Origin of the sequence: Clostridium sp. CCUG 7971 (assembly GCF_017590215.1) — a bacterium.
Taxonomy (GTDB): domain Bacteria; phylum Bacillota; class Clostridia; order Peptostreptococcales; family Peptostreptococcaceae; genus Faecalimicrobium.
Map to the genome: position 1 here is coordinate 1 of NZ_JAFFPK010000122.1, position 21,019 is coordinate 21,019.

Annotated in this window: 22 protein-coding genes and 2 pseudogenes; 22 read left to right on the forward strand and 2 right to left on the reverse strand. The window is 27.8% G+C overall.

Annotation, left to right across the window (positions count from 1 at the left end; genetic code table 11):
- Positions 1-436: 436 nt before the first annotated feature.
- Positions 437-1,630 (forward strand): methionine gamma-lyase, encoded by a 1,194-nt coding sequence (gene megL, locus JWF52_RS14805; protein WP_208334311.1) that lies wholly within the window; start codon positions 437-439, stop codon positions 1,628-1,630.
- Positions 1,631-1,755: 125 nt separating this feature from the next.
- Complete coding sequence (locus JWF52_RS14810; RefSeq protein ID WP_286184205.1) at positions 1,756-3,084, forward strand: Na+/H+ antiporter NhaC family protein; 1,329 nt, start codon at positions 1,756-1,758, stop codon at positions 3,082-3,084.
- A gap of 82 nt (positions 3,085-3,166) precedes the next feature.
- Here the strand turns inward: JWF52_RS14810 and JWF52_RS14815 are convergent, their stop codons facing one another.
- Entirely contained in the window at positions 3,167-3,721 is a 555-nt protein-coding gene (locus JWF52_RS14815; protein ID WP_208334312.1) for a hypothetical protein, read from the reverse strand.
- Positions 3,722-3,773: 52 nt separating this feature from the next.
- Positions 3,774-3,893: pseudogene (locus tag JWF52_RS14820) on the reverse strand (helix-turn-helix domain-containing protein); the annotation flags it as partial.
- 194 nt (positions 3,894-4,087) lie between these two features.
- Between JWF52_RS14820 and JWF52_RS14825 the strand changes: the two are divergent.
- From JWF52_RS14825 to JWF52_RS14920, 20 genes and pseudogenes are all read left to right on the forward strand, one after another.
- Positions 4,088-4,624 (forward strand): hypothetical protein, encoded by a 537-nt coding sequence (locus tag JWF52_RS14825; RefSeq protein ID WP_208334313.1) that lies wholly within the window; start codon positions 4,088-4,090, stop codon positions 4,622-4,624.
- A 143-nt stretch (positions 4,625-4,767) separates the two neighbouring features.
- Positions 4,768-5,367, forward strand: coding sequence for a 3D domain-containing protein (locus tag JWF52_RS19430; protein WP_286184206.1), 600 nt, complete (start codon positions 4,768-4,770; stop codon positions 5,365-5,367).
- A 157-nt stretch (positions 5,368-5,524) separates the two neighbouring features.
- Entirely contained in the window at positions 5,525-6,250 is a 726-nt protein-coding gene (locus tag JWF52_RS14835) for an alpha/beta hydrolase (protein WP_208334314.1), read from the forward strand.
- A gap of 192 nt (positions 6,251-6,442) precedes the next feature.
- The gene (locus JWF52_RS14840) at positions 6,443-6,784 is read left to right on the forward strand and encodes a zinc ribbon domain-containing protein YjdM (RefSeq protein ID WP_208334315.1); all 342 of its coding nucleotides are present in this window, start codon (positions 6,443-6,445) and stop codon (positions 6,782-6,784) included.
- A gap of 219 nt (positions 6,785-7,003) precedes the next feature.
- Positions 7,004-7,453, forward strand: coding sequence for a PAS domain-containing protein (locus JWF52_RS14845; protein WP_208334316.1), 450 nt, complete (start codon positions 7,004-7,006; stop codon positions 7,451-7,453).
- Between the two features lie 110 nt (positions 7,454-7,563).
- Positions 7,564-8,499: a sensor histidine kinase gene (locus JWF52_RS14850; RefSeq protein ID WP_286184207.1), complete on the forward strand. Its 936-nt coding sequence runs from the start codon at positions 7,564-7,566 to the stop codon at positions 8,497-8,499.
- A gap of 107 nt (positions 8,500-8,606) precedes the next feature.
- Entirely contained in the window at positions 8,607-9,530 is a 924-nt protein-coding gene (locus JWF52_RS14855) for a MerR family transcriptional regulator (RefSeq protein ID WP_208334317.1), read from the forward strand.
- Between the two features lie 68 nt (positions 9,531-9,598).
- Positions 9,599-10,357: a MerR family transcriptional regulator gene (locus JWF52_RS14860; protein WP_208334318.1), complete on the forward strand. Its 759-nt coding sequence runs from the start codon at positions 9,599-9,601 to the stop codon at positions 10,355-10,357.
- 171 nt (positions 10,358-10,528) lie between these two features.
- Positions 10,529-10,990, forward strand: a complete 462-nt coding sequence (locus JWF52_RS14865) for a hypothetical protein (RefSeq protein ID WP_208334319.1) — start codon at positions 10,529-10,531, stop codon at positions 10,988-10,990.
- Between the two features lie 18 nt (positions 10,991-11,008).
- Positions 11,009-11,440: a MarR family winged helix-turn-helix transcriptional regulator gene (locus tag JWF52_RS14870; protein ID WP_208334320.1), complete on the forward strand. Its 432-nt coding sequence runs from the start codon at positions 11,009-11,011 to the stop codon at positions 11,438-11,440.
- Positions 11,441-11,442: 2 nt separating this feature from the next.
- Positions 11,443-11,835: an HsmA family protein gene (locus JWF52_RS14875; RefSeq protein WP_208334321.1), complete on the forward strand. Its 393-nt coding sequence runs from the start codon at positions 11,443-11,445 to the stop codon at positions 11,833-11,835.
- A gap of 151 nt (positions 11,836-11,986) precedes the next feature.
- Positions 11,987-12,175 (forward strand): ferredoxin, encoded by a 189-nt coding sequence (locus JWF52_RS14880; RefSeq protein WP_208334322.1) that lies wholly within the window; start codon positions 11,987-11,989, stop codon positions 12,173-12,175.
- A gap of 148 nt (positions 12,176-12,323) precedes the next feature.
- Positions 12,324-12,980, forward strand: a complete 657-nt coding sequence (locus JWF52_RS14885) for a YitT family protein (protein ID WP_208334323.1) — start codon at positions 12,324-12,326, stop codon at positions 12,978-12,980.
- Positions 12,981-13,179: 199 nt separating this feature from the next.
- Positions 13,180-14,370 carry a MerR family transcriptional regulator gene (locus tag JWF52_RS14890; RefSeq protein WP_208334324.1) on the forward strand — a complete coding sequence of 397 codons (1,191 nt, stop codon included), beginning with the start codon at positions 13,180-13,182 and terminating at the stop codon, positions 14,368-14,370.
- 237 nt (positions 14,371-14,607) lie between these two features.
- Complete coding sequence (arcA, locus tag JWF52_RS14895; protein WP_208334325.1) at positions 14,608-15,831, forward strand: arginine deiminase; 1,224 nt, start codon at positions 14,608-14,610, stop codon at positions 15,829-15,831.
- A 130-nt stretch (positions 15,832-15,961) separates the two neighbouring features.
- Positions 15,962-16,956: pseudogene (argF, locus tag JWF52_RS14900) on the forward strand (ornithine carbamoyltransferase).
- Positions 16,957-17,146: 190 nt separating this feature from the next.
- On the forward strand, positions 17,147-18,082 hold the full coding sequence (gene arcC / locus JWF52_RS14905) for a carbamate kinase (protein ID WP_208334326.1): 936 nt from the start codon (positions 17,147-17,149) through the stop codon (positions 18,080-18,082).
- A gap of 186 nt (positions 18,083-18,268) precedes the next feature.
- The gene (locus tag JWF52_RS14910) at positions 18,269-19,810 is read left to right on the forward strand and encodes a YfcC family protein (RefSeq protein ID WP_208334327.1); all 1,542 of its coding nucleotides are present in this window, start codon (positions 18,269-18,271) and stop codon (positions 19,808-19,810) included.
- Positions 19,811-19,910: 100 nt separating this feature from the next.
- Positions 19,911-20,321 carry a hypothetical protein gene (locus JWF52_RS14915; RefSeq protein ID WP_208334328.1) on the forward strand — a complete coding sequence of 137 codons (411 nt, stop codon included), beginning with the start codon at positions 19,911-19,913 and terminating at the stop codon, positions 20,319-20,321.
- Between the two features lie 213 nt (positions 20,322-20,534).
- The coding region (locus tag JWF52_RS14920; RefSeq protein WP_208334329.1) for an NAD-dependent epimerase/dehydratase family protein at positions 20,535-21,019 on the forward strand (485 nt) is incomplete at its 3' end.

Here is a 21,019-nt window from a genome sequence, read left to right on the forward strand (position 1 = left end):
TTTTTATAAAAATTTATAGCTTAAATAAGTTAAAAAAGAACTTAAAATGCTTGACATGTTGAAAGTAGTAGCCTAAAAAATTACGATTTTAAGAAAATAGGATACATTATACAAATGGCTAAAATACAATAATTGGAACATAAAAAATAATTTTTATAGTGAAAAGCTTTATGGAAATTATAAAATTAATTTAATTATCAGAAGATTTGATAAAAAATGATGGCGAAAATTTCAAATTTTACAAAAATTTCATGATATATTTACAAGAAAACAAAAAGATGTTACATTGATTGTATACACAAGGGAAAAGGTTTTTCGGTCACAGGAAAACGTTACTTGTTAGCTTGAAGAAAAATGTTTTTTGCAACATGAAAGATGTTCCTTACGGAACAATAGTTAAAAATCATAATATCAAAATTCAAGGGGGAAATAAAAAATGGAAAACTTACAAAACAAAAAATTTGCTACAAAAGCAATTCATGGTGGACATCAAAAGGATGCCGTATCAGGAGCGTTAACAACACCTATATATAAAACATCAACATTCGTATTTGATAGTGCAGAACAAGGTGGAAGAAGATTCGCATTAGAAGAGGGTGGATACATATACTCTAGACTAGGAAATCCTACTAATGCTCAATTAGAAGATAAAGTTGCATTACTTGAAGGAGCAGAAGCTTGTGTATCAACAGCTTCAGGAATAGGTGCAATAACTTCAGCTTTATGGACAATATTAAAAGCAGGAGATCATGTAGTTGCAAGTAAAACTTTATATGGATGCACATATGCAATGTTTAATCATGGTATAAGCAGATACGGAGTTGAAATAACTTTTGTTGATGCTACAAACTTAGATGAAGTAAAAGCAGCTATGAAAGAAAACACTAAAGTTGTATACTTAGAAACTCCAGCAAACCCAGACTTAAAATTAATAGATATAGAAGCTGTATCTAAAATAGCTCATGAAGTAGAAGGTTGTATGGTAATGGTTGATAATACTTTCTGTACTCCATATATACAAAGACCAATAGAATTAGGTGCAGACGTAGTAGTTCATTCAGCAACTAAATACTTAAATGGACATGGAGATGTTATAGCAGGGTTTGTTGCTGGTAAATTAGATTTCGTAAATCAAGTAAGATTATTTGGAATAAAAGATATGACAGGTGCTGTATTAAGTTCACTTGATGCATATTTAATAATAAGAGGTATGAAAACTTTACAAGTAAGAATGGATAGACATTGCAAGAATGCTATGGAAGTAGCTAAATTCTTAGAATCTCATGAAAATGTAACAAAAGTTAACTACCCAGGACTTGAAAGTTTCCCACAATATGAATTAGCTAAAAAGCAAATGGATCTTCCAGGAGGAATGATTGCTTTTGAAGTTAAAGGTGGATTAGAAGCTGGTAAGAAATTCCTAAACTCTTTAGAATTATGTGTTCTTGCAGTTAGCTTAGGTGACTGTGAAACATTAATACAACATCCTGCTTCAATGACTCATTCTCCATATACTCCAGAAGAAAGAGCTGAAGCTGGAATATCTGAAGGTTTAATAAGAATATCAGTTGGATTAGAAGAAGCAGAAGATATAATAGCAGACTTAAAACAAGGTCTTGATAGATTATAAGAAATAAAAGATTGCTAAAGTCTTTATTAAGATATAAATTATATATTTAAAGCTGACAGAGGAGATATGTATAAATACCTTCTCTGTTAGTTATACCTTAAATTGATTAAGAGGGGATCAAAAGTATGCAAAATGTGAGCAATCAAATTGACAAAAAAGAAAATAAAGGTAGTGCACTTGCATTACTTCCAATAGGAGTATTTTTAATATTATTTTTAGGAAGTGGTATTATAACAGGAGATTTTTATAAAATGCCTGCATTGACAGCATTCGTAATTGCAGCAGGTGTAGCTTTCATGATTAATCCTAAAGAATCTCTAGACACTAAAATGAAAATATTCTGTAAAAGTGCTGGAGATAGTAATATATTAATAATGCTTGTAATTTTCTTACTAGCAGGAGCTTTTGGTAGTGTAGCTAAAGCAATGGGTGGAGTAGATTCTACAGTTAACTTAAGCTTATCAGTTTTACCAGCGAATTTATTAGTACCAGGGTTATTCTTAGTAGTGTGTTTTATATCTACATCTATGGGAACATCAGTTGGAACAATTTCTGCATTAACACCTATAGCTTTGGGTATTTCTCAAAAAACAGGAATGCCATTAGAATTATTAGTAGCAATAATAGTTGGAGGAGCTATGGTTGGAGATAACTTATCTATGATATCTGATACAACTATAGCGGCAGCGAGTACACAAGGTTGTGAATTAAAAGACAAAGTAAAAATGAATTTCTTTGTAGTATTACCAGCAGCATTAATAAGTCTTGTAATAATAGCTGTAATGTCATCAGGATATGGAACTACTTCAGCTGAAGCTGGGTCTTATGAAATAATAAAGGTTGTACCTTATGTAGCTGTTTTAGTAGGGGCTTTAGCTGGAGCAAACGTTTTTGTTCTTCTTGCCGGAGGAGTTTTATTTGCAGGAGCAATAGGTATATTTACAAATACTATAGATATATGGGGATTCATAAGTGCTGTATCAGACGGTATGGCTGGAATGCAAGAATTATGTATCTTAGTTTTAATCGTCGGAGGGGTAATCGGGTTAATAAAACATAATGGCGGTATAGATTTTATACTAAACTTTATAACAAGCAAAATAAAAACAGCAACTGGTGCTAAGTTTGGTATAGCTTTACTTGCTAGTGTAATAGATTTATGTACTGCTAATAATACAATAACAATAATAACAGCTGGTCCTTTAGCTAAAGATATTGGAGAAAAGTATGATCTTGATCCGAGAAAAATTGCTAGTATGTTAGATATGTTCGCATCGTGCTGGCAAGGAATGATACCATATGGAGCACAAATACTAACGGCTGTTGGTATAGCTGGAGTTTCTTCTGTAGGAATAATAAAATATTTACATTATCCTATATTTTTACTTATATTTGCGATTGTGTCAATAATTGTAGATTTTTCATTCCTAAAGAAAAATAAAAAAGTAAATTAATTTATAGTACAGGTATATAAAAATTGATTATTTAATAATATATGGGATGTCTTAAAAATAAGGCACCCCATTTTTTTATTAATTACATATTTAATAAACTATATATAAGTTCTAGAGTATCAATACGCAAGTTTTGACTTGAATTTCTTTCTAGTAAATATCTATAATTTATACCATGTTTTTCAAAGTGATTTTTAATTAAAGGTACTCTATTTTTAGGATCATTCATAACGTTATAGGCAACAATCCAATCTTCTAAAGTAGTGAAATTTATATTTATATCATCTATAGTTTTAGTATGAGCTATAGCTTTATTATCTAGTATAAATTCGTATATTTTATTGTTTCCTAAGTCTATTTTAAAGTCTCCCATAAACTCTACAATTACACCATCTACATTGTATCCAAAAAAGTCTTTTGTTAAAAATGGAGTTTTAGAAGGTAAGTATATAGGTTGTCCTATAGTATTCATAAAAGATTTAATTTTATGAGTATCTGATGAATCTATTAAAATATCTATGTCTTTTGGTTTTTCTACTAAATTATATTGGTTTAGTAGCACAGAACCTCCAACGCCCCAAGTACAGTTTAATTTGTTAAGACCTTGTGAAATATTTTTAAGAATATCTATATTCATGCTTTCCTCCTGAGATTATTAAGTTTAAGTCTATATTAATTATACTATAAGTTTAAACATCCTTATATTCTAATATATTTCTATATTGAAAATCTAATTCTCTACATATAGCTTCTAATGTGGAGAATCTTATGGATTTAGCATTACTACTTTTCAATATAGAAAAGTTAGAATAAAATATTTAGAAATCTAACAAAAATATGTATCCTTATTTACGATAATATTTTATAATATTAAGAGTTATATTATTAATTGTTTTATATAAAATATAAAAATTTATAGAACGTTTAATAGTATTTTATAGTTTGTTAAATATAGAGCAAAGCTGATATATGAATAAATAAATTTACCAAAGGAGTGATAGGAATGAAAAAAATTAAAGTAGTTGCTGGTGTAGCAATATTATCTATAGGTGTATTTGCCTACAGTAATATTGATTTAAAAAAGGGAAATGCAGAAGATGATATAGAAGCAAAAGTAGAAAGTATTAATAAGGAAAATACAGATGATTCATTAAAGGAAAGCGTTGATGAGATTAAAGATAAAATATCTGAAAAATCTAAAAAGGCTCAAGATATAGATTTAGATATAAAAGAATTAACTAGTTCTTATGATGAAAATAAACTGGATAGAGCTCAAGAAATATTAGAAAAAATAAATAAAAAAGATTTAAGTGAAGAACAAAAAAATAAAGTAAACGATATTGAAAATAAAATAAATGATAGTACTAAATTAGCAGAAAAATCGATGAATAAGGTAAACTCTAAGATAGATAATGCGAAGGATAAATTAACTAAAGCCGATTCAGTTATTAAATCATTAAAAAATAAAATAGATACAGCATCAGATGCAATAAATAATGTAACAGGAAAATTAGAAAAAATAACAGAGAAGCAAAAATAAGAAAATAATTACATTAATAGTAAATAAAAGTAGTTTGCATAAAAGGGTAACAAATTTGTAACTTTTAAGATATAATACTTTCTAGGCAAGGGGTTAGACCTCAAAATATTGACATAATAAATAAGCCTAGGAGGTATTGACATATGAAAAGGAAATTTTTAATGGTCACGACAGCGATAGTTTTATTATTTATGCCAAATGCAAAAGCTTTTGCAGATAGTCCATCAAATACAGAAAATTCATCTATTAACATACAAAGTACTAAAGGTGGATACATAAATGCAAGTAAAGTAAACTTTAGAACAGAACCAAGTACAGAAAGTAAAGTAAACTACACTTTAGATAAGCCAGAGAAATTGGATATAATCCAAACTGAAGGTAAGTGGACGAAAGTTAACCATAAAAACAAAGTAGGATATGTTTATTCTAAATATGTTTCGTATAGTGAAGAAAAAGAAACAATATCATTAGAAAACTCTAAGAAACTTAATGTAAAAGCTACAGCTTATGCAGGAGATACTATAACGTCTACTGGAACTGTTCCAAAATGGGGAACTATTGCAGTTGACCCAACTGTTATACCTTATGGAACAAAGGTATATATACCTAAATTTGATAAGGTATTTATAGCAGAAGATTGTGGAAGTGCTATAAAAGGAAATAGAATAGATATATTTATGAATTCAGAAAAAGAATGTAATGACTGGGGCGTTAGGGATATAGACGTTCACATCTTAAAATAAAATAATTATTAAGAGCTATCTCAATTTGAGCAATATAACTGCTTAGATTGGGATAGCTTTTTTTATAGATATATAATTAATAATAAATATAAAAAAAATAGGAAAGATAAAAGTACATATTAAATTACTAATAACTTAAATAGAAGGGAATTAATCTATGAAGGGAACTATAGTAACAGAAACTATAAAAGATAGAGAAGTATTAATTTATCTTCCAAAAGATTATAATTTAAGTGATAAATCTTATCCTGTAATATATATACAAGATGGTGATGAAATAATAAAACATAAAAACGAATTTTTTGGTGAACTTGAAAAAGATAATATAAATTTTATTGGAGCTTTAATACCTACTAAAAATAGATTAAATGAATATACACCTTGGTATAGCAAAGGATTAAGCGAAAAAACTCCTGATTTTTTAGGTGAAGGAGATAATTATCTAAATTTTTTATGTAATGAAGTAAAGTTATATATCGATAATAACTATAGAACTAAAAAAGGTAAAGAAAACACAAGTATAATAGGTGCATCATTAGGAGGATTAATATCTGTATACGCTATATATACTAAAAGTGATGTTTTTGGAAATGCTGTATGCGCATCCGGATCTTTTTGGTATAAAGATATACTAAAATTTTTAGAAGAAAGTGAGATAAGCTTAAAAGAAAAAAGAATATTTATGTCTATAGGAGAAGATGAGGATCATTGCAAAAGTAAATGTTATGATCATATTCATATGTTAGATAATAACATAAAAGCTTATGAAATTTTAAAATCAAAACTTAGTGATAATAATATTTATATAAAAATAGATAAATCTACAACGCACTGTATAAAATATTTTTTACCTAATTTGGTGTTAGGAATAAAGTGGATATAATATATTAAAATACAAAATTTAATTAGTCATAGTACGAAGGTTTGTCAATGTAAATAGATTATGATATTATATAATTCTATGAGAAAGTCTCTATATAGCTTTATAAGCTTTAACATACTAATAATATGTTGCAAATAGGGAATCGAAAAATTTATATACTATAATTAAAATAACAAATGGAGGAAATAATATATGGAAAATTTACCAAATTGCCCAAAATGTAATTCAGAATATACTTATGAAGATGGAAGTCTTTTAGTTTGTCCAGAATGTTCTCATGAGTGGTCTTTAGAGTCAGTAAATGAAGAAGTAAATGTTATAAAAGATGCAAATGGAAATGTATTAAATGATGGAGATGCTGTGACAGTAATAAAAGACCTTAAAGTAAAAGGTAGTTCATCATCTATAAAAATAGGAACAAAAGTAAAAAGTATACGTTTAGTTCCTGATGCAGCTGATGGACATGATATAGAATGTAAGATAGATGGATTTGGAGCTATGAAATTAAAATCTAGCGTTGTTAAAAAAGCATAGTATATTTTAATGTTAATATTTTTTTTTATAAAGCCGTATCACAAATAAGTGATACGGCTTTTTTATGCTTAAGGCTATAATTATGGGATATAAGTTATAAAATATAAAAATAATAACTATTTATCTAGATTTTATGTCAAATAATCATAGTTATTTGTAATAATATATCATGATATGCTACTATATTATAGTGATAGAGGGGGCAGGGGTATAGGTGATATGGAACTAATATTTAATAATATGGATGATAATTTACTAATAGTGTGCGAAGAAAACATTATACAGTTTTGTAACAATAAACTATTAAACAAATTAATGTATAATGCTGAAGATTTAAATGGTTTTAATATAAGTAAACTAACAGGGGAGAATAATAAACTAAATCAAGATAAAATTGTAAGTATCTATAATAAAAAAGGTAAAATTATTAATTTTACTTATAAAATATTTGATATAAACTGGAGAGATAAAGTAGCTAAAATTTATATTTTACATGAGCATAATGATAGTGTTAAACAGTACAATATGGAAGATTTAGAGTTAATTTTAGATGGTATACCACTTCTAGTATGGATAAAAGATTTAGAAGGAAAGTATATGTATATAAATCAAGGATATGCTGATAAATTTAATTTAACCAAAGATGATATAATTGGAAAAAAGATATAGATTTTTGGATTAGGGAAGAAGCTGAGAAGCTTTATAAAGAAGATCAAAATTTAATTAAGCAAAAAGGTTACTTTATAAATAAAGAATTATTAAGGACTAATAAAACAAAAATGTGGCTTTATGTATTTAAAGTCGCAGCATTAGACGAAAATGAAAATGTAAAATATATATTTGGTATGGCTAAGGATATAACTAGAGATAAAAAAATAAAGGCAAGAAGAAGAGTGGAAGAAAAAGAAAATGAAATTGAAAATTTAAGAAACGAATTTTTTGCAAATATATCTCATGAATTTAAAACACCTTTAAATATAATCCTTGGGACTATACAATTATTAATTAAATATAATGAAAATAATAAGATATGTGAAATTGGTGAAGACAAATTAAATTATTATATGAGCACAATGAAACAAAACTCATATAGATTATTAAGACTTGTAGATAACTTAATTGACATAACAGAAATTGATACAGGTTATTATGATGTAAATTTAGAAAATAAAAATATTATTTCTATTATAGAAGAGGTAGTCATCTCCGTTGCAAGTTATGTAGAAGGTAAAGATATATCAATTGTATTTGATACTAATAAAGAAGAGAAGTTTATTTGCTGTGATTCAGATAAAATTGAAAAAATAATACTAAATTTAATATCAAATGCTATAAAATATACACATGAAGATGGAAAGATTGAAGTTAATATAGATGTAGCTGAAGACAATGTATATATATATGTAAAAGACAATGGTATAGGAATATCAAAACAAAAAATAAGTACTATTTTTGACAGATTTGTGCAAATAGATAAAAGCTTAACTCGTAAACAAGAAGGCAGTGGAATTGGATTATCAATAGTAAAAGAACTAGTAGAAATTCAAGGTGGAAGTATAGGTGTAAGAAGTGAAGAAGGAAAAGGAACTGAATTTGTTATCACTCTACCAGCAAAGACTATAGATTATTGTCCTAATAAAGTAAGTAACAAAAAGAATGAAATCAATATATTAGAAAAATGTGATATAGAATTTTCGGATATATATAGTATATAAAAATAAGATATATGTGTTATTGCACATATATCTTATTTTTATATAATTAATAAAGCTTGACTGGTGCCCAAGGGTACAGATTACTATTTAAGGCAAGAGGTGATAATATGTTAATAAATGAAATTTGTGAAGAAACTGGCTTAACTAAAAAGGCTATAAACTATTATGAAAAACATGGACTAATAAATCCTAAAAAAGATAGTAATTCTTATAGAGAATATACAGATGAAGATGTGAAACTGTTAAATGAAATATCTTTATATAGAAAAATAGATATTCCAATAAAAGACATTAAATCGATATTAAATAGTGATGATAAGAAATATGTCTTAAATAAAATCCTTTTAGAGAAAAAGAAAAAAGAAGTTAATTTAAAGATACAAAAGTCTTATTTAAAAAAGCTTATAGATAGTAATTTAAGAGAAGATGAAATCCATACATTAAATGAAGAGATTATTAAAAATGAAAAAAATAATGGAGAGTATATAAAAAATGAGGTAAAAAGAGCATTTCCTAGTGGATTAGGGATATTTTTATCATATCATTTTTCACCGTATTTAAATGGACCAATGGACACTTTAGAAAAATATAAAGCATGGGATAATATTGTTGAGTTCTTAGATAATGTTCCTGATATAAAGATACCTAAATTTATTCAGACTGGATATGAGAGTATATCTGAGGAGATGAAAATAGACATAGCTATAGGTACTAGAAATAAAATTTTAAGTATATTGAATGCGCAAGGTGAAGAATTAGAGGAGTATAAGAAAGAGATAATAGAAAGTATTGAAAAGCAAAATAATAAATCTACAACAAAATTTATGAATCCATATTTAAAATTTAAAAAACAAATTAATGAATTTTTTAATAGTAGTGGTTATTATGAAGTTTTTATACCCAATATGAAGATATTAAGCGATGAATATAGAGATTATCATGAAAAGCTTATTGAGTTAAATAATAAACTATCAAAAGAGCTAGGTATTAAATATGATGAAAATATGAAAATAGTGAAAATTAAAAAATAAATAGTATTTTTTCTATTGACCTTAACGTAGCGGAAAGCATTATTATAAAACTGTCAGGAGGTAATCACATGGAATATACAATTAAAAAGTTAGCTGAAATAGCTGGTGTTAGTGCACGAACACTTAGATATTATGATGAAATTGGTTTATTAAAACCATGTCGTATTAATTCATCTGGTTATCGTATTTATGGTCAAAATGAGGTAGATTTACTACAACAAATCTTATTTTATAGGTCTATAGATATGAAGTTAGAAGAAATACATCAAATAATTTCAAAGTCAGATTTTGATATTAATAAAGCTTTATTAGAACATCATCAACAACTTATTTCCAGACGAGACCAAATTAATCAATTGATTTTGACAGTTGAAAAAACATTAGAATATAAAAAAGGAGAAATAAAAATGTCAGATAGAGAAAAGTTTGAAGGATTTAAAAAAGAAAAATTAGAAGAAAATGAAGCTAAATATGGAAATGAAATAAGAGAGAAATACGGTAAAGAAACAGTAGAAGCATCTAATAAAAAATGGATGAACATGGATGAAGATGATTTAAAAAGAATGCAAGAAATTGAAAAAGAAATGTTTGAGTCTTTATCAAAAGTTATTGAAAGTAAAGATTTAAACTCAGAAGAAGCTAAAAATGTATTTGAAAAACATAAAGCTTGGTTATGTTTTTCATGGCCAGTTTATTCAGGAGAAGCTCATGCTGGATTAGCAAAAATGTATGTTGCAGATGAGAGGTTTGCTAAATATTATAATGATAAGGTAGGATTAGAAGCAGTAAATATACTACGTGATATTATTGTCAAATATGCAAAATAAGATTTAAAACACTATAGAAATATTTTTAGATAGAGGCATCTTTAGGGGTGTCTTTATTTTTGTATTAAAGATATTGACAATAGTAAGAAAAGTTATTATAATAGTTCGCATAGGAACTAAATAGTTCCTATGCGAACTATTTATGAATTAATTTTTATAGGAGATAAAGTTATGGAGATATTAACAAAATATATACCTAAAGTTGAAAAGAGGGTTTTATTATTAATAGCGGGAATAATATGGTGCTTCGCTGGATTTAGAGTGTTTACTTTGGGATTAGAAGATGTACATTCTAGTAGAGGAAACTGGATTGTAAATTTAGCTTTTGTAGCTATAACGTTTTATGTATTTTTTAAATTTATATTTATGAAATTAGTAAAAAAACATACTCTAAGAATCATTAATAGTGAATTTGAAAAACAATATATATATTCTTTCTTTGATTTAAAAAGTTATTTTATAATGTTTTTCATGATGATTATAGGAATATCTGTAAGAAGTTTATGGATATTTAATTTCTACTATATAGGAACTTTTTATATGGGATTAGGATTTGCATTGTTTAGTGCAGGGATACTATTTTTAAGTAATTCATTAAACTTTGAAATAACGAAAATGAAGTATAGCAATTAAAAATGGAGGTAGTTATATATGACATTTGATTCTTTTGAAATAGCAATGCTTATAAAAGAAATATATGCAAGTACGATGGGGACAATTAGTAACAATCTAAAAGATAGTGGACTTACCCATCAGCAAGTGATGGTTATTAAGTTAATTGCACATAATGGAAAGATTAACATATCTCAAATATGTGAAGAAATGTCTTTAGCTAAAGGAACAGTATCAGGAATAGTTACAAGATTAGAAAATACTGGATATGTTAAAAAAGTTAAACATGAAAATGATAAGAGAAATACTTATGTAACTTTTGCAGATAAAGGATTAGAATTTGCAAAAGAATTTAGAACTACAATTAATCAAAGTTTTGATAAAATATTTGAAAACTTTACAGAGGAAGAAATAAAGGAAGTAAAAGAAAGCTTATTAAAAATAAGAAATAAAATTAAGGAGGTAAAATAGTCATGGATTCAAAGTTAATTTTAGCAATTGTAGCAATAACTTTAGCGTTAGTATTTTATACGATAGGGGTATTTGGTGAAAGAAAGGCTAAAAGTCTTAATAAAAATCATGTCATAATATTTTGGTTAGGACTAGTATGTGATACATTAGGTACACTTACGATGGGACAAATAGCTAAGTCAGGAGTAGAAGCTATAAATTCTACAAGTCAATTAATTCATGGAGTAACAGGTTTTTTAGCTATAGTACTAATGTTATTTCATGCAGTATGGGCTACATGGGTACTATATAAAAATGATGAAAAGAAAAAAGCTACATTCCATAAATTTAGTATAGCTGTATGGGTTGTGTGGTTAATTCCATATATAATAGGAATGTTTATAGGGATGTCTTAATTTAGATAAAGTTCCTATATTAGAAAGATATAATGATAAGGGAATATGTAATAATTATAGGTATATAGTAGACAAATCTAACTAATTGTTTTAATATAGTAAAAAATGGATAAATATTATAATAACTAAAACATAAATGGAGGATACTAAAATGAGAGCAGTTGTAGATAAAGACGTATGTATAGGATGTGGAGCATGTACTGGAGTATGTCCAGAAGTTTTTGATATGGATACGGATGGATTAGCAGTAGCTATAGAAGGTGAATTACAAGCTAATCTAGAAGGATCAGCTTTAGAAGCACAAGACACATGTCCAGTTAGTGCAATAACTGTAGAATAGCTTTCTATAAATTTATAAAATTATGAATTATTTAAGAGGTGTACTAAACATCTCTTTTTTATTGATTAAATATATGTTCAAGTGTATTATATTTTATATATAAAAATATTAATATTATAGACATTGATTGAAGGAAAGAGGTATATTTATGGAAAAAATAAATAAGATGAATGTAGTTAGGGACTATATTATAATAACGTTTGGAGTTATTTTAGTAGCATTTGGTATACAGTATTTTTATGCTCCAAATCAAATAGCGGGTGGAGGATTAAGTGGTATGGCTTTAGTTATAAGTCATTATATACCAGCACTGTCAGTAGGGACTATAGTCTTCTTAGGTAACTTAATATTATTTATCATAGCTTTTATACTAATAGGTGGGGATTTTGGTATTAAAACTATATACGCAAGTTTTATGATGTCATTTGTTATGGATTTTATGGAAAAGGTACTTCATTCATATGCAATTACAACTAATATGGTTTTAGCAGTTTTATGTGGAACTATAACTGCGGCAAGTGGATTAGCTATAGTATTTGCAGTAAATGCTTCAACAGGTGGAACAGATATACTTGCAAAGATATTAAATAAGTACTCAACATTTAATATAGGTAAATCATTATTAATGGTAGATTTATTTGTTGTTATATGTGGAGGATTAACTTTTGGATTAGGTAAAGGAATATTTTCATTAATAGCCGTAGTAATTAATGGTTTCTTAGTTGATTATTTAATAGCTAAAATAGAGAAAAAAAGAGAAAAAACTAAAGAAGAAAAATATGAGTTTAAAGAAGTTAGTAATTAGAATATAGTAGAGATTATAAATACAATACTAAATTTTATTGTTAAATTTTGTAGATAATATAAAATTAATATCGAAATATAATTTTTGATGCTTTTTTTTAACAGAAAAAAAAATTTAAAAAATTTTAAAATTTAGTATTGACCATTACGCAACGTAACCTTATACAATAATATTAGGCAATAGCTTTGGGGGAGATATAATGAAAGATGAAAGATTATATACTACAGGTGAATTTGCTAAAATGGCGGGAGTAACAATCAGAACAATAAGATATTATGACACTAAGGGGATTCTTAAACCATCTCACCATAATGATGCAGGGCATCGACTATACACAGATAAAGATTTTACAAAATTAAAAAAGATTTTAGCTTTAAAGTACTTAGGATTATCACTAGAGGAGGTTATGAATACTGAACAAAATAATTTTGAAAAAGATGATATGGTTAATTCATTAAAATTACAAAAAAATATCATAAAAAACAAAATTAATCATATGAAAACAGTATTAAATGCCATAGAAACAGCCGAAGTTAGCATTGAAAATGATGAAAACTTAGACTGGAATAAGACAGTAGATATAATAAAAATACTAGAAAGTGAAAAAGAGTTATTACAGCAATACATAGATTCATCTAATTTAAATGCAAGCGTTAAACTGCAAGAAAGATTTAGTTCAAATAAACATGGTTGGTACAATTGGACATTCCAAAATCTAAAATTAAAAGAAAACTTTAAAGTTTTAGAAATTGGTTGTGGGAATGGTGCTTTATGGGCTAAGAATATAGAGTATTTAAATGACAGCATAGATGTGACACTGACAGAGATTTGCGAAGATATGTTAAATGATGCAAAAATAAATCTAAGTAAAAACTCTGATAAATTTAATTTCCAAATAGCAGACCCAAACAACATTCCTTTTGAAAATGACAGCTTTGATGTAGTCATAGCTAACCATATACTGTTTTATATGAAAGACTTAGATTTAGTTCTATCTGAGATTAATAGGGTACTTAAAAAAGGAGGACATTTTTACTGTTCTACTATAGATAGTTACCATATGAAAGAGCTAGAAGAGCTTATGCTAGGATTTAGTAATAATATAAAGATTTCCGAAGAAAAATTATCAAATAAATTTGGATTAGAAAATGGAGAAGAAATATTAAAAAAACATTTTGATAATATACAAAGATATTTGTATGAAGATAAATTAATAGTAAATGATACTAAGGGAATACTAGAGTATATATACTCTATACCAGGTAACATTTTAGAAGTAATAGATACTAAAAAAAGAGAATTTGAAAAATACATTGATGAAAGTATTAAATCAAGTGGAGAAATTAAAATAACAAATAATAGTGGACTGTTTGAAAGTATAAAAATATAAAATATTTTAAAGGTTTATTACTATTTAATTAATTAAGCTTTTAATAATTTATATTTTAAGTTTGGATAAACTTTAATATTTCAAGATGAGATTGGAGACAACCTTTGAGAAAACGTTTTTCTGGATTATTTAATATAAATTTTAAAATATATTGCTTTTTAAAAATACTATAGTTGTAATATTTATCAAATTGTAAATACTATTGATAAATATCATGACAGATTGAGAGGAATAGCTATGGGAATAAAAGTAACAAGTGAAATCAAACCACTTAAAAAAGTTCTACTTCATAAGCCAGGTGCTGAAATAGAAAACTTAACACCGGAATACCTAGAGAGATTATTATTTGATGATATTCCTTACTTAGAAGTAGCTCAACAAGAACATGATGCATTTGCGAATGTATTAAGAGAGAATGGTGTTGAAGTAGTATACCTACATGAATTAGCAGCTGAAGTTATGGCTGACGAAGAAATAAAAGAACAATTCATAAATCAATTTATACAAGAAGCTGGAATAGAAAGCCCAGAAGTACAAAAAAATGTGTACAACTTCTTAAAAGGTATAAAAAATAATGAAGAATTAATAAGAAAAACTATGGCTGGTATAAACAAAAAAGAATTACCAGAATTAGATAATAAAAGTTTAGCTGATTTAGTAGAAGATGATTATCCATTTGTGGCGGACCCAATGCCAAACTTATACTTCACAAGAGATCCATTTGCAAGTATAGGAAATGGAGTAAGTTTAAATAAAATGTATTCTGTAACTAGAAACAGAGAAACAATATATGCTGATTATATATTCAAATATCACAAAGACTTTAAAGGTCAAGTAGAAAGATTCTATGATAGAGATTTTGAATATCATATAGAAGGTGGAGATATATTAATATTAAATGAAAAAACATTAGCAATAGGTATATCTCAAAGAACTCAAGCTAACGCAATAGAGCATATAGCTAAACAAATATTCTTCAAAAGTAGCAACGATAAAATAGAAACAATATTAGCATTTAATATTCCAAATAATAGAGCTATGATGCATTTAGATACAGTATTTACTCAAATAGATGTTGATAAGTTCACTATACATCCAGGAATACAAGGACCTTTACAAGTGTTCGAAGTAACTAAAGGAGATGTAGAAGGTAAATTAAATATAGTAGAAGTTAATGCTAAATTAGAAGAAATATTAGCTAAACACCTTGGAGTAGAAAAAGTTACATTAATCCAATGTGGTGGAGGAGATAAAGTTATAGCTGATAGAGAACAATGGAATGATGGATCAAATACATTATGTATTAAGCCAGGTGAAGTTGTTGTTTATTCTAGAAACTATATCACTAATAAAATATTAGTTGAAAATGGAATTAAAATTCACGTAATACCATCAAGTGAATTATCAAGAGGTCGTGGGGGCCCAAGATGTATGTCAATGCCTTTAGAGCGTGAAGAATAATATTTAAAAATATAAATAAAAAAAACTTCTTTAAAGACCCTTATTCAGAGGTCTTTAAAGAAGTAGCAAAATTAATTCGTTAAATTTAAAAATATACTAATATAATAACATATTTAGGAGGGTTTTTACAATGGCAGTTAACTTAAGAGGACGTTCATTTTTAAAATTATTAGATTTTTCTAGTGCAGAGATAAGATATTTATTAGACTTATCTAAAAACTTAAAGGACTTAAAAAGAGCTGGTGTAGTTAATAAAACTTTAAACGGTAAAAATGTAGCTATACTATTCGAAAAAGACTCAACTAGAACTAGATGCTCATTTGAAGTTGGAGCTATGGACTTAGGAATGGGTGTTACTTATCTAGGACCAACAGGTTCTCAAATGGGTAAAAAGAATCTATAGCAGATACTGCTAGAGTTTTAGGAAGAATGTATGATGGTATAGAATATAGAGGATTCTCTCAAGAAATAGTTGAAGAATTAGCTCAATATGCAGGAGTACCAGTATGGAATGGGTTAACTGATGAATTCCATCCAACTCAAATGATAGCAGATTTATTAACTATAGAAGAAAAATTAGGAAGATTAAAAGGTGTAAACTTTGTCTACATGGGAGATGCTAGAAACAACATGGGTAACTCTTTAATGGTTGCTTGTGCTAAAATGGGATTAAACTTCACAGCTTGTGCTCCAAAAGAATTATTCCCTGCTGAAGAATTAGTTGCTACTTGTGAAGCAATAGCTAAAGAAAATGGATGCACTATAACATTAACTGAAGATGTTATGGCTGGAACTAAAAATGCTGACGTTATATATACTGATGTTTGGGTATCTATGGGAGAACCAGCTGAAGTTTGGGAAGCTAGAATTAAACAATTAATGCCATTCCAAGTTAACAAAGCTGTTATGGACAATGCTAACCCAGAAGCAATATTCATGCACTGTTTACCTGCATTCCATGACTTAAAAACTAAAGTTGGAGCAGAAATGGGTGAAAAATTCGGTATAACTGAAATGGAAGTTACTGACGAAGTATTTGAATCTAAGCAATCTGTTGTATTTGATGAAGCAGAAAACAGAATGCACACTATAAAAGCTATTATGGCTGCTACTATAGGACAATAATAGTTAAAAAGATAAATTGATCACCTTCTAGTCGAGGGCATTTTATAAACGTGATTTAAGTATAACATTATAAATGGTGGTTAAATCTGTAAAAGTTGTATAATAGTAGTTTGATTAACCCCCACCTTATTTCGGAAATATAGATGGGGGTTATATTTATATAAAATACAAACAATAGGAGAATAATAATATGAAGAGACTGGTTATAGCTTTAGGGGGAAATGCACTAGGTAAAAATGCGGAAGAACAATTAGAGTTAGTTAAACAGACAGCTAAAACAATAGTTGACCTTGTTGAAGAAGGATACAATGTAATAGTGGGGCACGGAAATGGACCACAAGTAGGTATGATAAACCTAGCAATGGATTTTGCTGCTAATAATGGAGCAAATACTCCTATGATGCCATTTGCAGAATGTGGAGCTATGAGTCAAGGATATATAGGATATCACTTACAACAATCTATAAGAACTGAATTAAAAAGAAGAAATGTAAAGAAAAATGTTGCTACTATAGTAACTCAAGTTGTAGTTGATGAAAATGACGAAGCATTCAAAAACTTAACTAAGCCAGTAGGTATGTTCTATAGTAAAGAAGAAGCGGATAAAATAGCAAAAGAAAAAGGATTTACTTTTGTTGAAGATGCAGGAAGAGGTTATAGAAGAGTTGTTGCTTCTCCACAACCACAAAAAATAGTTGAATTAGAAACTGTTAAACAATTAGTTGATGAAGGAACTATAGTTATAACTGTTGGTGGCGGTGGTATACCAGTAGTAGAAGGTAAAGACGAATCATTAACTGGTGTAGCTGCTGTTATAGATAAAGATAAATCAAGTGCTAAATTAGCTAAAGACCTTGATGCTGAAATGTTAGTTATACTTACTGCTGTTGATAGAGTTTGTATAAACTTTAATAAGCCAAACCAAGAAGAATTAGCATCTATAAACTTAGAAGAAGCTGATAAATATATAGAAGAAGGTCATTTCGCTAAAGGATCTATGCTACCTAAAGTAGAAGCTTGTGTAGATTTTGTAAAATCATCTACTAATGGTAAAGCTTTAATAACTTCTTTAGAAAAAGCTAAAGAAGCATTACATGGCTCTACAGGTACAATAATATCAAAATAATTTAGTTATTGATGTGAAAAAAAGGAAATGTTATTCTAAAAGAGAGTACCATTTCCTTTTATTGCTTAAAATATTTTAATATGAAATTATTTAGTGAACTTATATTGAGATATTCATATAATCTAAATTTCTAGTTTATATGTAATATATATTTTAATAAAATTAAAAGAGAAGGGGGATATACAGATGGCACAGGATAAGAAGAAGAAATTCAAATTCCCATCTGCATATACGGTATTATTAGCTATAATGATATCTATTGCAATAGTAACTCAATTTGTTCCTGGAGTTAAAAAAGCTCAAATAGCCGACTTAGTAATGGCTCCAGTTACAGGTATGGTAGGTGTAAAAGATTTAGATATGGATAAAGCTGTAAGTGCTGCTATGGAAGCAAAAGGAGTAGAAGGAGCACTACAGACAATAAATGACTATGATGGATCATACATGAGTGTATGGAATAATGGTCAGCTTAAAGGAGCTATAGATGTTGCACTATTTGTGCTTATAATAGGAGGATTCCTAGGAGTTGTTACAAAAACAGGTGCTTTAGACGCTGGAGTTGGAGGACTTGTTAAAAAATTAAAAGGAAAAGAATTAATGCTAATACCAGTTCTAATGATAATATTCTCATTAGGTGGAACATCTTATGGTATGGCAGAAGAATCATTAGCTTTCTATGCATTAATAACTGCTACAATGATGGCAGCTGGATTTGACCCATTAGTAGCTGTTGCTACTATATTACTTGGAGCAGGTACTGGGGTTTTAGGATCAACAGTAAATCCATTTGCTGTGGGTGCTGCTGCTTCTGCTGCTGGTGCAGCTGGAGTAACTATAAACCAAGGTACTACTATAATGGTAGGTGTAGTATTATGGTTTGTAACTTTAGCAATATCAATAGCTTATGTGTTAAGATATGCTAAAAAAGTTAAAGCTGATAAAAATGCTACAATATTATCAAAGCATGAATTAGATCTAGCTCATGACGCTTTTGGTAAAAATACTGAAGAAGTATTAGAGTTAAATGGAAAAAGAAAAGTTGTTTTAGCGCTATTTGTATTTTCATTTATAGTTATGATAGCTGGTGTTATTCCATGGGGTGATTTTGGTGTAACTATATTTAAAAATACTACTTCATGGTTAAACGGAGCTCCTTTAGGAACTTGGTGGTTCCCTGAATTAACAGTATGGTTCTTCTTAATGGCTGTTATAATAGGTGTAGTTTATAGAATGCCGGAAGACGATATAGTTAGTTCATTTATAGCAGGAGCTGCAGATATGGTTGGAGTTGCTCTTGTAATAGGTGTATCAAGAGGTATATCTTTCATGATGGCAAACTCTGGATTGGATTTATATATATTAGATAAAGCGTCAGGGGTATTAAGTGGTGTATCAGGAATGTTATTTGCTAATATGGCTTATGTAATATACATAGCTTTATCATTCTTAATACCATCAACTTCAGGTCTAGCGTCAGTATCTATGCCAATATTTGCACCATTAGCACAAAAATTAAATATTGCTCCGGAAATAGTGGTTTCAGCATTCTCTGCTGGTTCTGGTATAGTAAACTTAATAACGCCTACATCAGGGGTTGTTATGGGTGGACTTGCAATATCTAAAGTAGACTACTCAACATGGGTAAAGTTTGCAACTAAGTTATTAGTAATGATATTTATAGCAACAGTAATAATTTTAGCAGCTGGATCAATGTTTTTAGGAGTATAAATATACAGATTTAATTATTTACAAAACCATAAAGCATTTTAACTAGCTTTATGGTTTTGTTTTTATAAAGACTTAGTAGTAAATAAGGTAGGTGGAAAAATTGGGTTTAGTTAGTTTTTTAAGTTATTTATATCTTGGATTTACGGTATTACTTATGTTTAAAAGAAATAGTATGGGAAAACTATATATGATATTTGGATTATTGACATTTATATTTGTTATAGGATACTCTTCTATTCCAAGTCTTCCAAAGGGAATTCAAAGTTTTGGGATATTTATAATATTCTCATTAATGATTTTATTATTTGGATTAATGTGTGGTACAACTATTAAAATATTTAAAAAAAGTCATAGAGCTTCTCAAATAACATCAGTTGTAGCTTCAATAATATTGATACTAATACTATTTAATGTAGTTGGATGGATGTCTTATATGTATATCCCAGTTTTACTATATATGATACAAGATAAATTAAATAGTCGTATTGATAAGCTAGTAGAAGTAAAATAAATACTATATCAATAATTTAAATAATAAAGACCTCAATACATCTTAGGATTGTTCATTTGTAGGTCTATTATTATGGCTAATTAAATCCAAAAGTTAATATAAACTTTTAAAATACTAAAATAAATTAGTACCTGTAGTATTTCATGCAAAAGAATCATGACATATAAAAGGTTGATTTTACGATACTATATTTCTAGAGGGGGAATTTTTAACATGAAATCAATTTTAGTTATGGGTGGAAGTGACTTTATAGGCTCTACGCTTGCTAAATACTTAATAAAATCTGGATATGATGTAGATATACTTACAAGAGGAAAGAAGCTGGTAAAGTATAAAGGACTAAAAAAGCATATCTTATGTGATCGTAGAAAAAGAGAAGATATGGAAAAATCATTAAAAGGAAGTAGATATGAATATATATTTGATATGACAGCTTACTTTAAAGAGGATATAAAAAATCTTATAGACTTTGTAGATGTAAAATCATTAAAAAAATATATAGTTTTATCATCTGGAGCAGTTTATAAAGACAGTAGTAAAAGTGCTAAAGAAGATCATGAAAAAGGTGAAAATAATCATTGGGGAAAATATGGTCTAGATAAGAAAGAAACTGAAGATTTTGTTATAAATAGCGATATTCCATATATAATTATTAGGCCAACCTATATATATGGTCCTAACAATAATTTTTATAGAGA

Coding starts and splice junctions, on each gene's coding strand:
- megL (WP_208334311.1), top strand. CDS start 437: ATGGAAAACTTACAAAACAAAAAATTTGCTACAAAAGCAATTCATGGT.
- JWF52_RS14810 (WP_286184205.1), top strand. CDS start 1,756: ATGCAAAATGTGAGCAATCAAATTGACAAAAAAGAAAATAAAGGTAGT.
- JWF52_RS14815 (WP_208334312.1), bottom strand. CDS start 3,721: ATGAATATAGATATTCTTAAAAATATTTCACAAGGTCTTAACAAATTA.
- JWF52_RS14825 (WP_208334313.1), top strand. CDS start 4,088: ATGAAAAAAATTAAAGTAGTTGCTGGTGTAGCAATATTATCTATAGGT.
- JWF52_RS19430 (WP_286184206.1), top strand. CDS start 4,768: ATGAAAAGGAAATTTTTAATGGTCACGACAGCGATAGTTTTATTATTT.
- JWF52_RS14835 (WP_208334314.1), top strand. CDS start 5,525: ATGAAGGGAACTATAGTAACAGAAACTATAAAAGATAGAGAAGTATTA.
- JWF52_RS14840 (WP_208334315.1), top strand. CDS start 6,443: ATGGAAAATTTACCAAATTGCCCAAAATGTAATTCAGAATATACTTAT.
- JWF52_RS14845 (WP_208334316.1), top strand. CDS start 7,004: ATGGAACTAATATTTAATAATATGGATGATAATTTACTAATAGTGTGC.
- JWF52_RS14850 (WP_286184207.1), top strand. CDS start 7,564: ATGTGGCTTTATGTATTTAAAGTCGCAGCATTAGACGAAAATGAAAAT.
- JWF52_RS14855 (WP_208334317.1), top strand. CDS start 8,607: ATGTTAATAAATGAAATTTGTGAAGAAACTGGCTTAACTAAAAAGGCT.
- JWF52_RS14860 (WP_208334318.1), top strand. CDS start 9,599: ATGGAATATACAATTAAAAAGTTAGCTGAAATAGCTGGTGTTAGTGCA.
- JWF52_RS14865 (WP_208334319.1), top strand. CDS start 10,529: ATGGAGATATTAACAAAATATATACCTAAAGTTGAAAAGAGGGTTTTA.
- JWF52_RS14870 (WP_208334320.1), top strand. CDS start 11,009: ATGACATTTGATTCTTTTGAAATAGCAATGCTTATAAAAGAAATATAT.
- JWF52_RS14875 (WP_208334321.1), top strand. CDS start 11,443: ATGGATTCAAAGTTAATTTTAGCAATTGTAGCAATAACTTTAGCGTTA.
- JWF52_RS14880 (WP_208334322.1), top strand. CDS start 11,987: ATGAGAGCAGTTGTAGATAAAGACGTATGTATAGGATGTGGAGCATGT.
- JWF52_RS14885 (WP_208334323.1), top strand. CDS start 12,324: ATGGAAAAAATAAATAAGATGAATGTAGTTAGGGACTATATTATAATA.
- JWF52_RS14890 (WP_208334324.1), top strand. CDS start 13,180: ATGAAAGATGAAAGATTATATACTACAGGTGAATTTGCTAAAATGGCG.
- arcA (WP_208334325.1), top strand. CDS start 14,608: ATGGGAATAAAAGTAACAAGTGAAATCAAACCACTTAAAAAAGTTCTA.
- arcC (WP_208334326.1), top strand. CDS start 17,147: ATGAAGAGACTGGTTATAGCTTTAGGGGGAAATGCACTAGGTAAAAAT.
- JWF52_RS14910 (WP_208334327.1), top strand. CDS start 18,269: ATGGCACAGGATAAGAAGAAGAAATTCAAATTCCCATCTGCATATACG.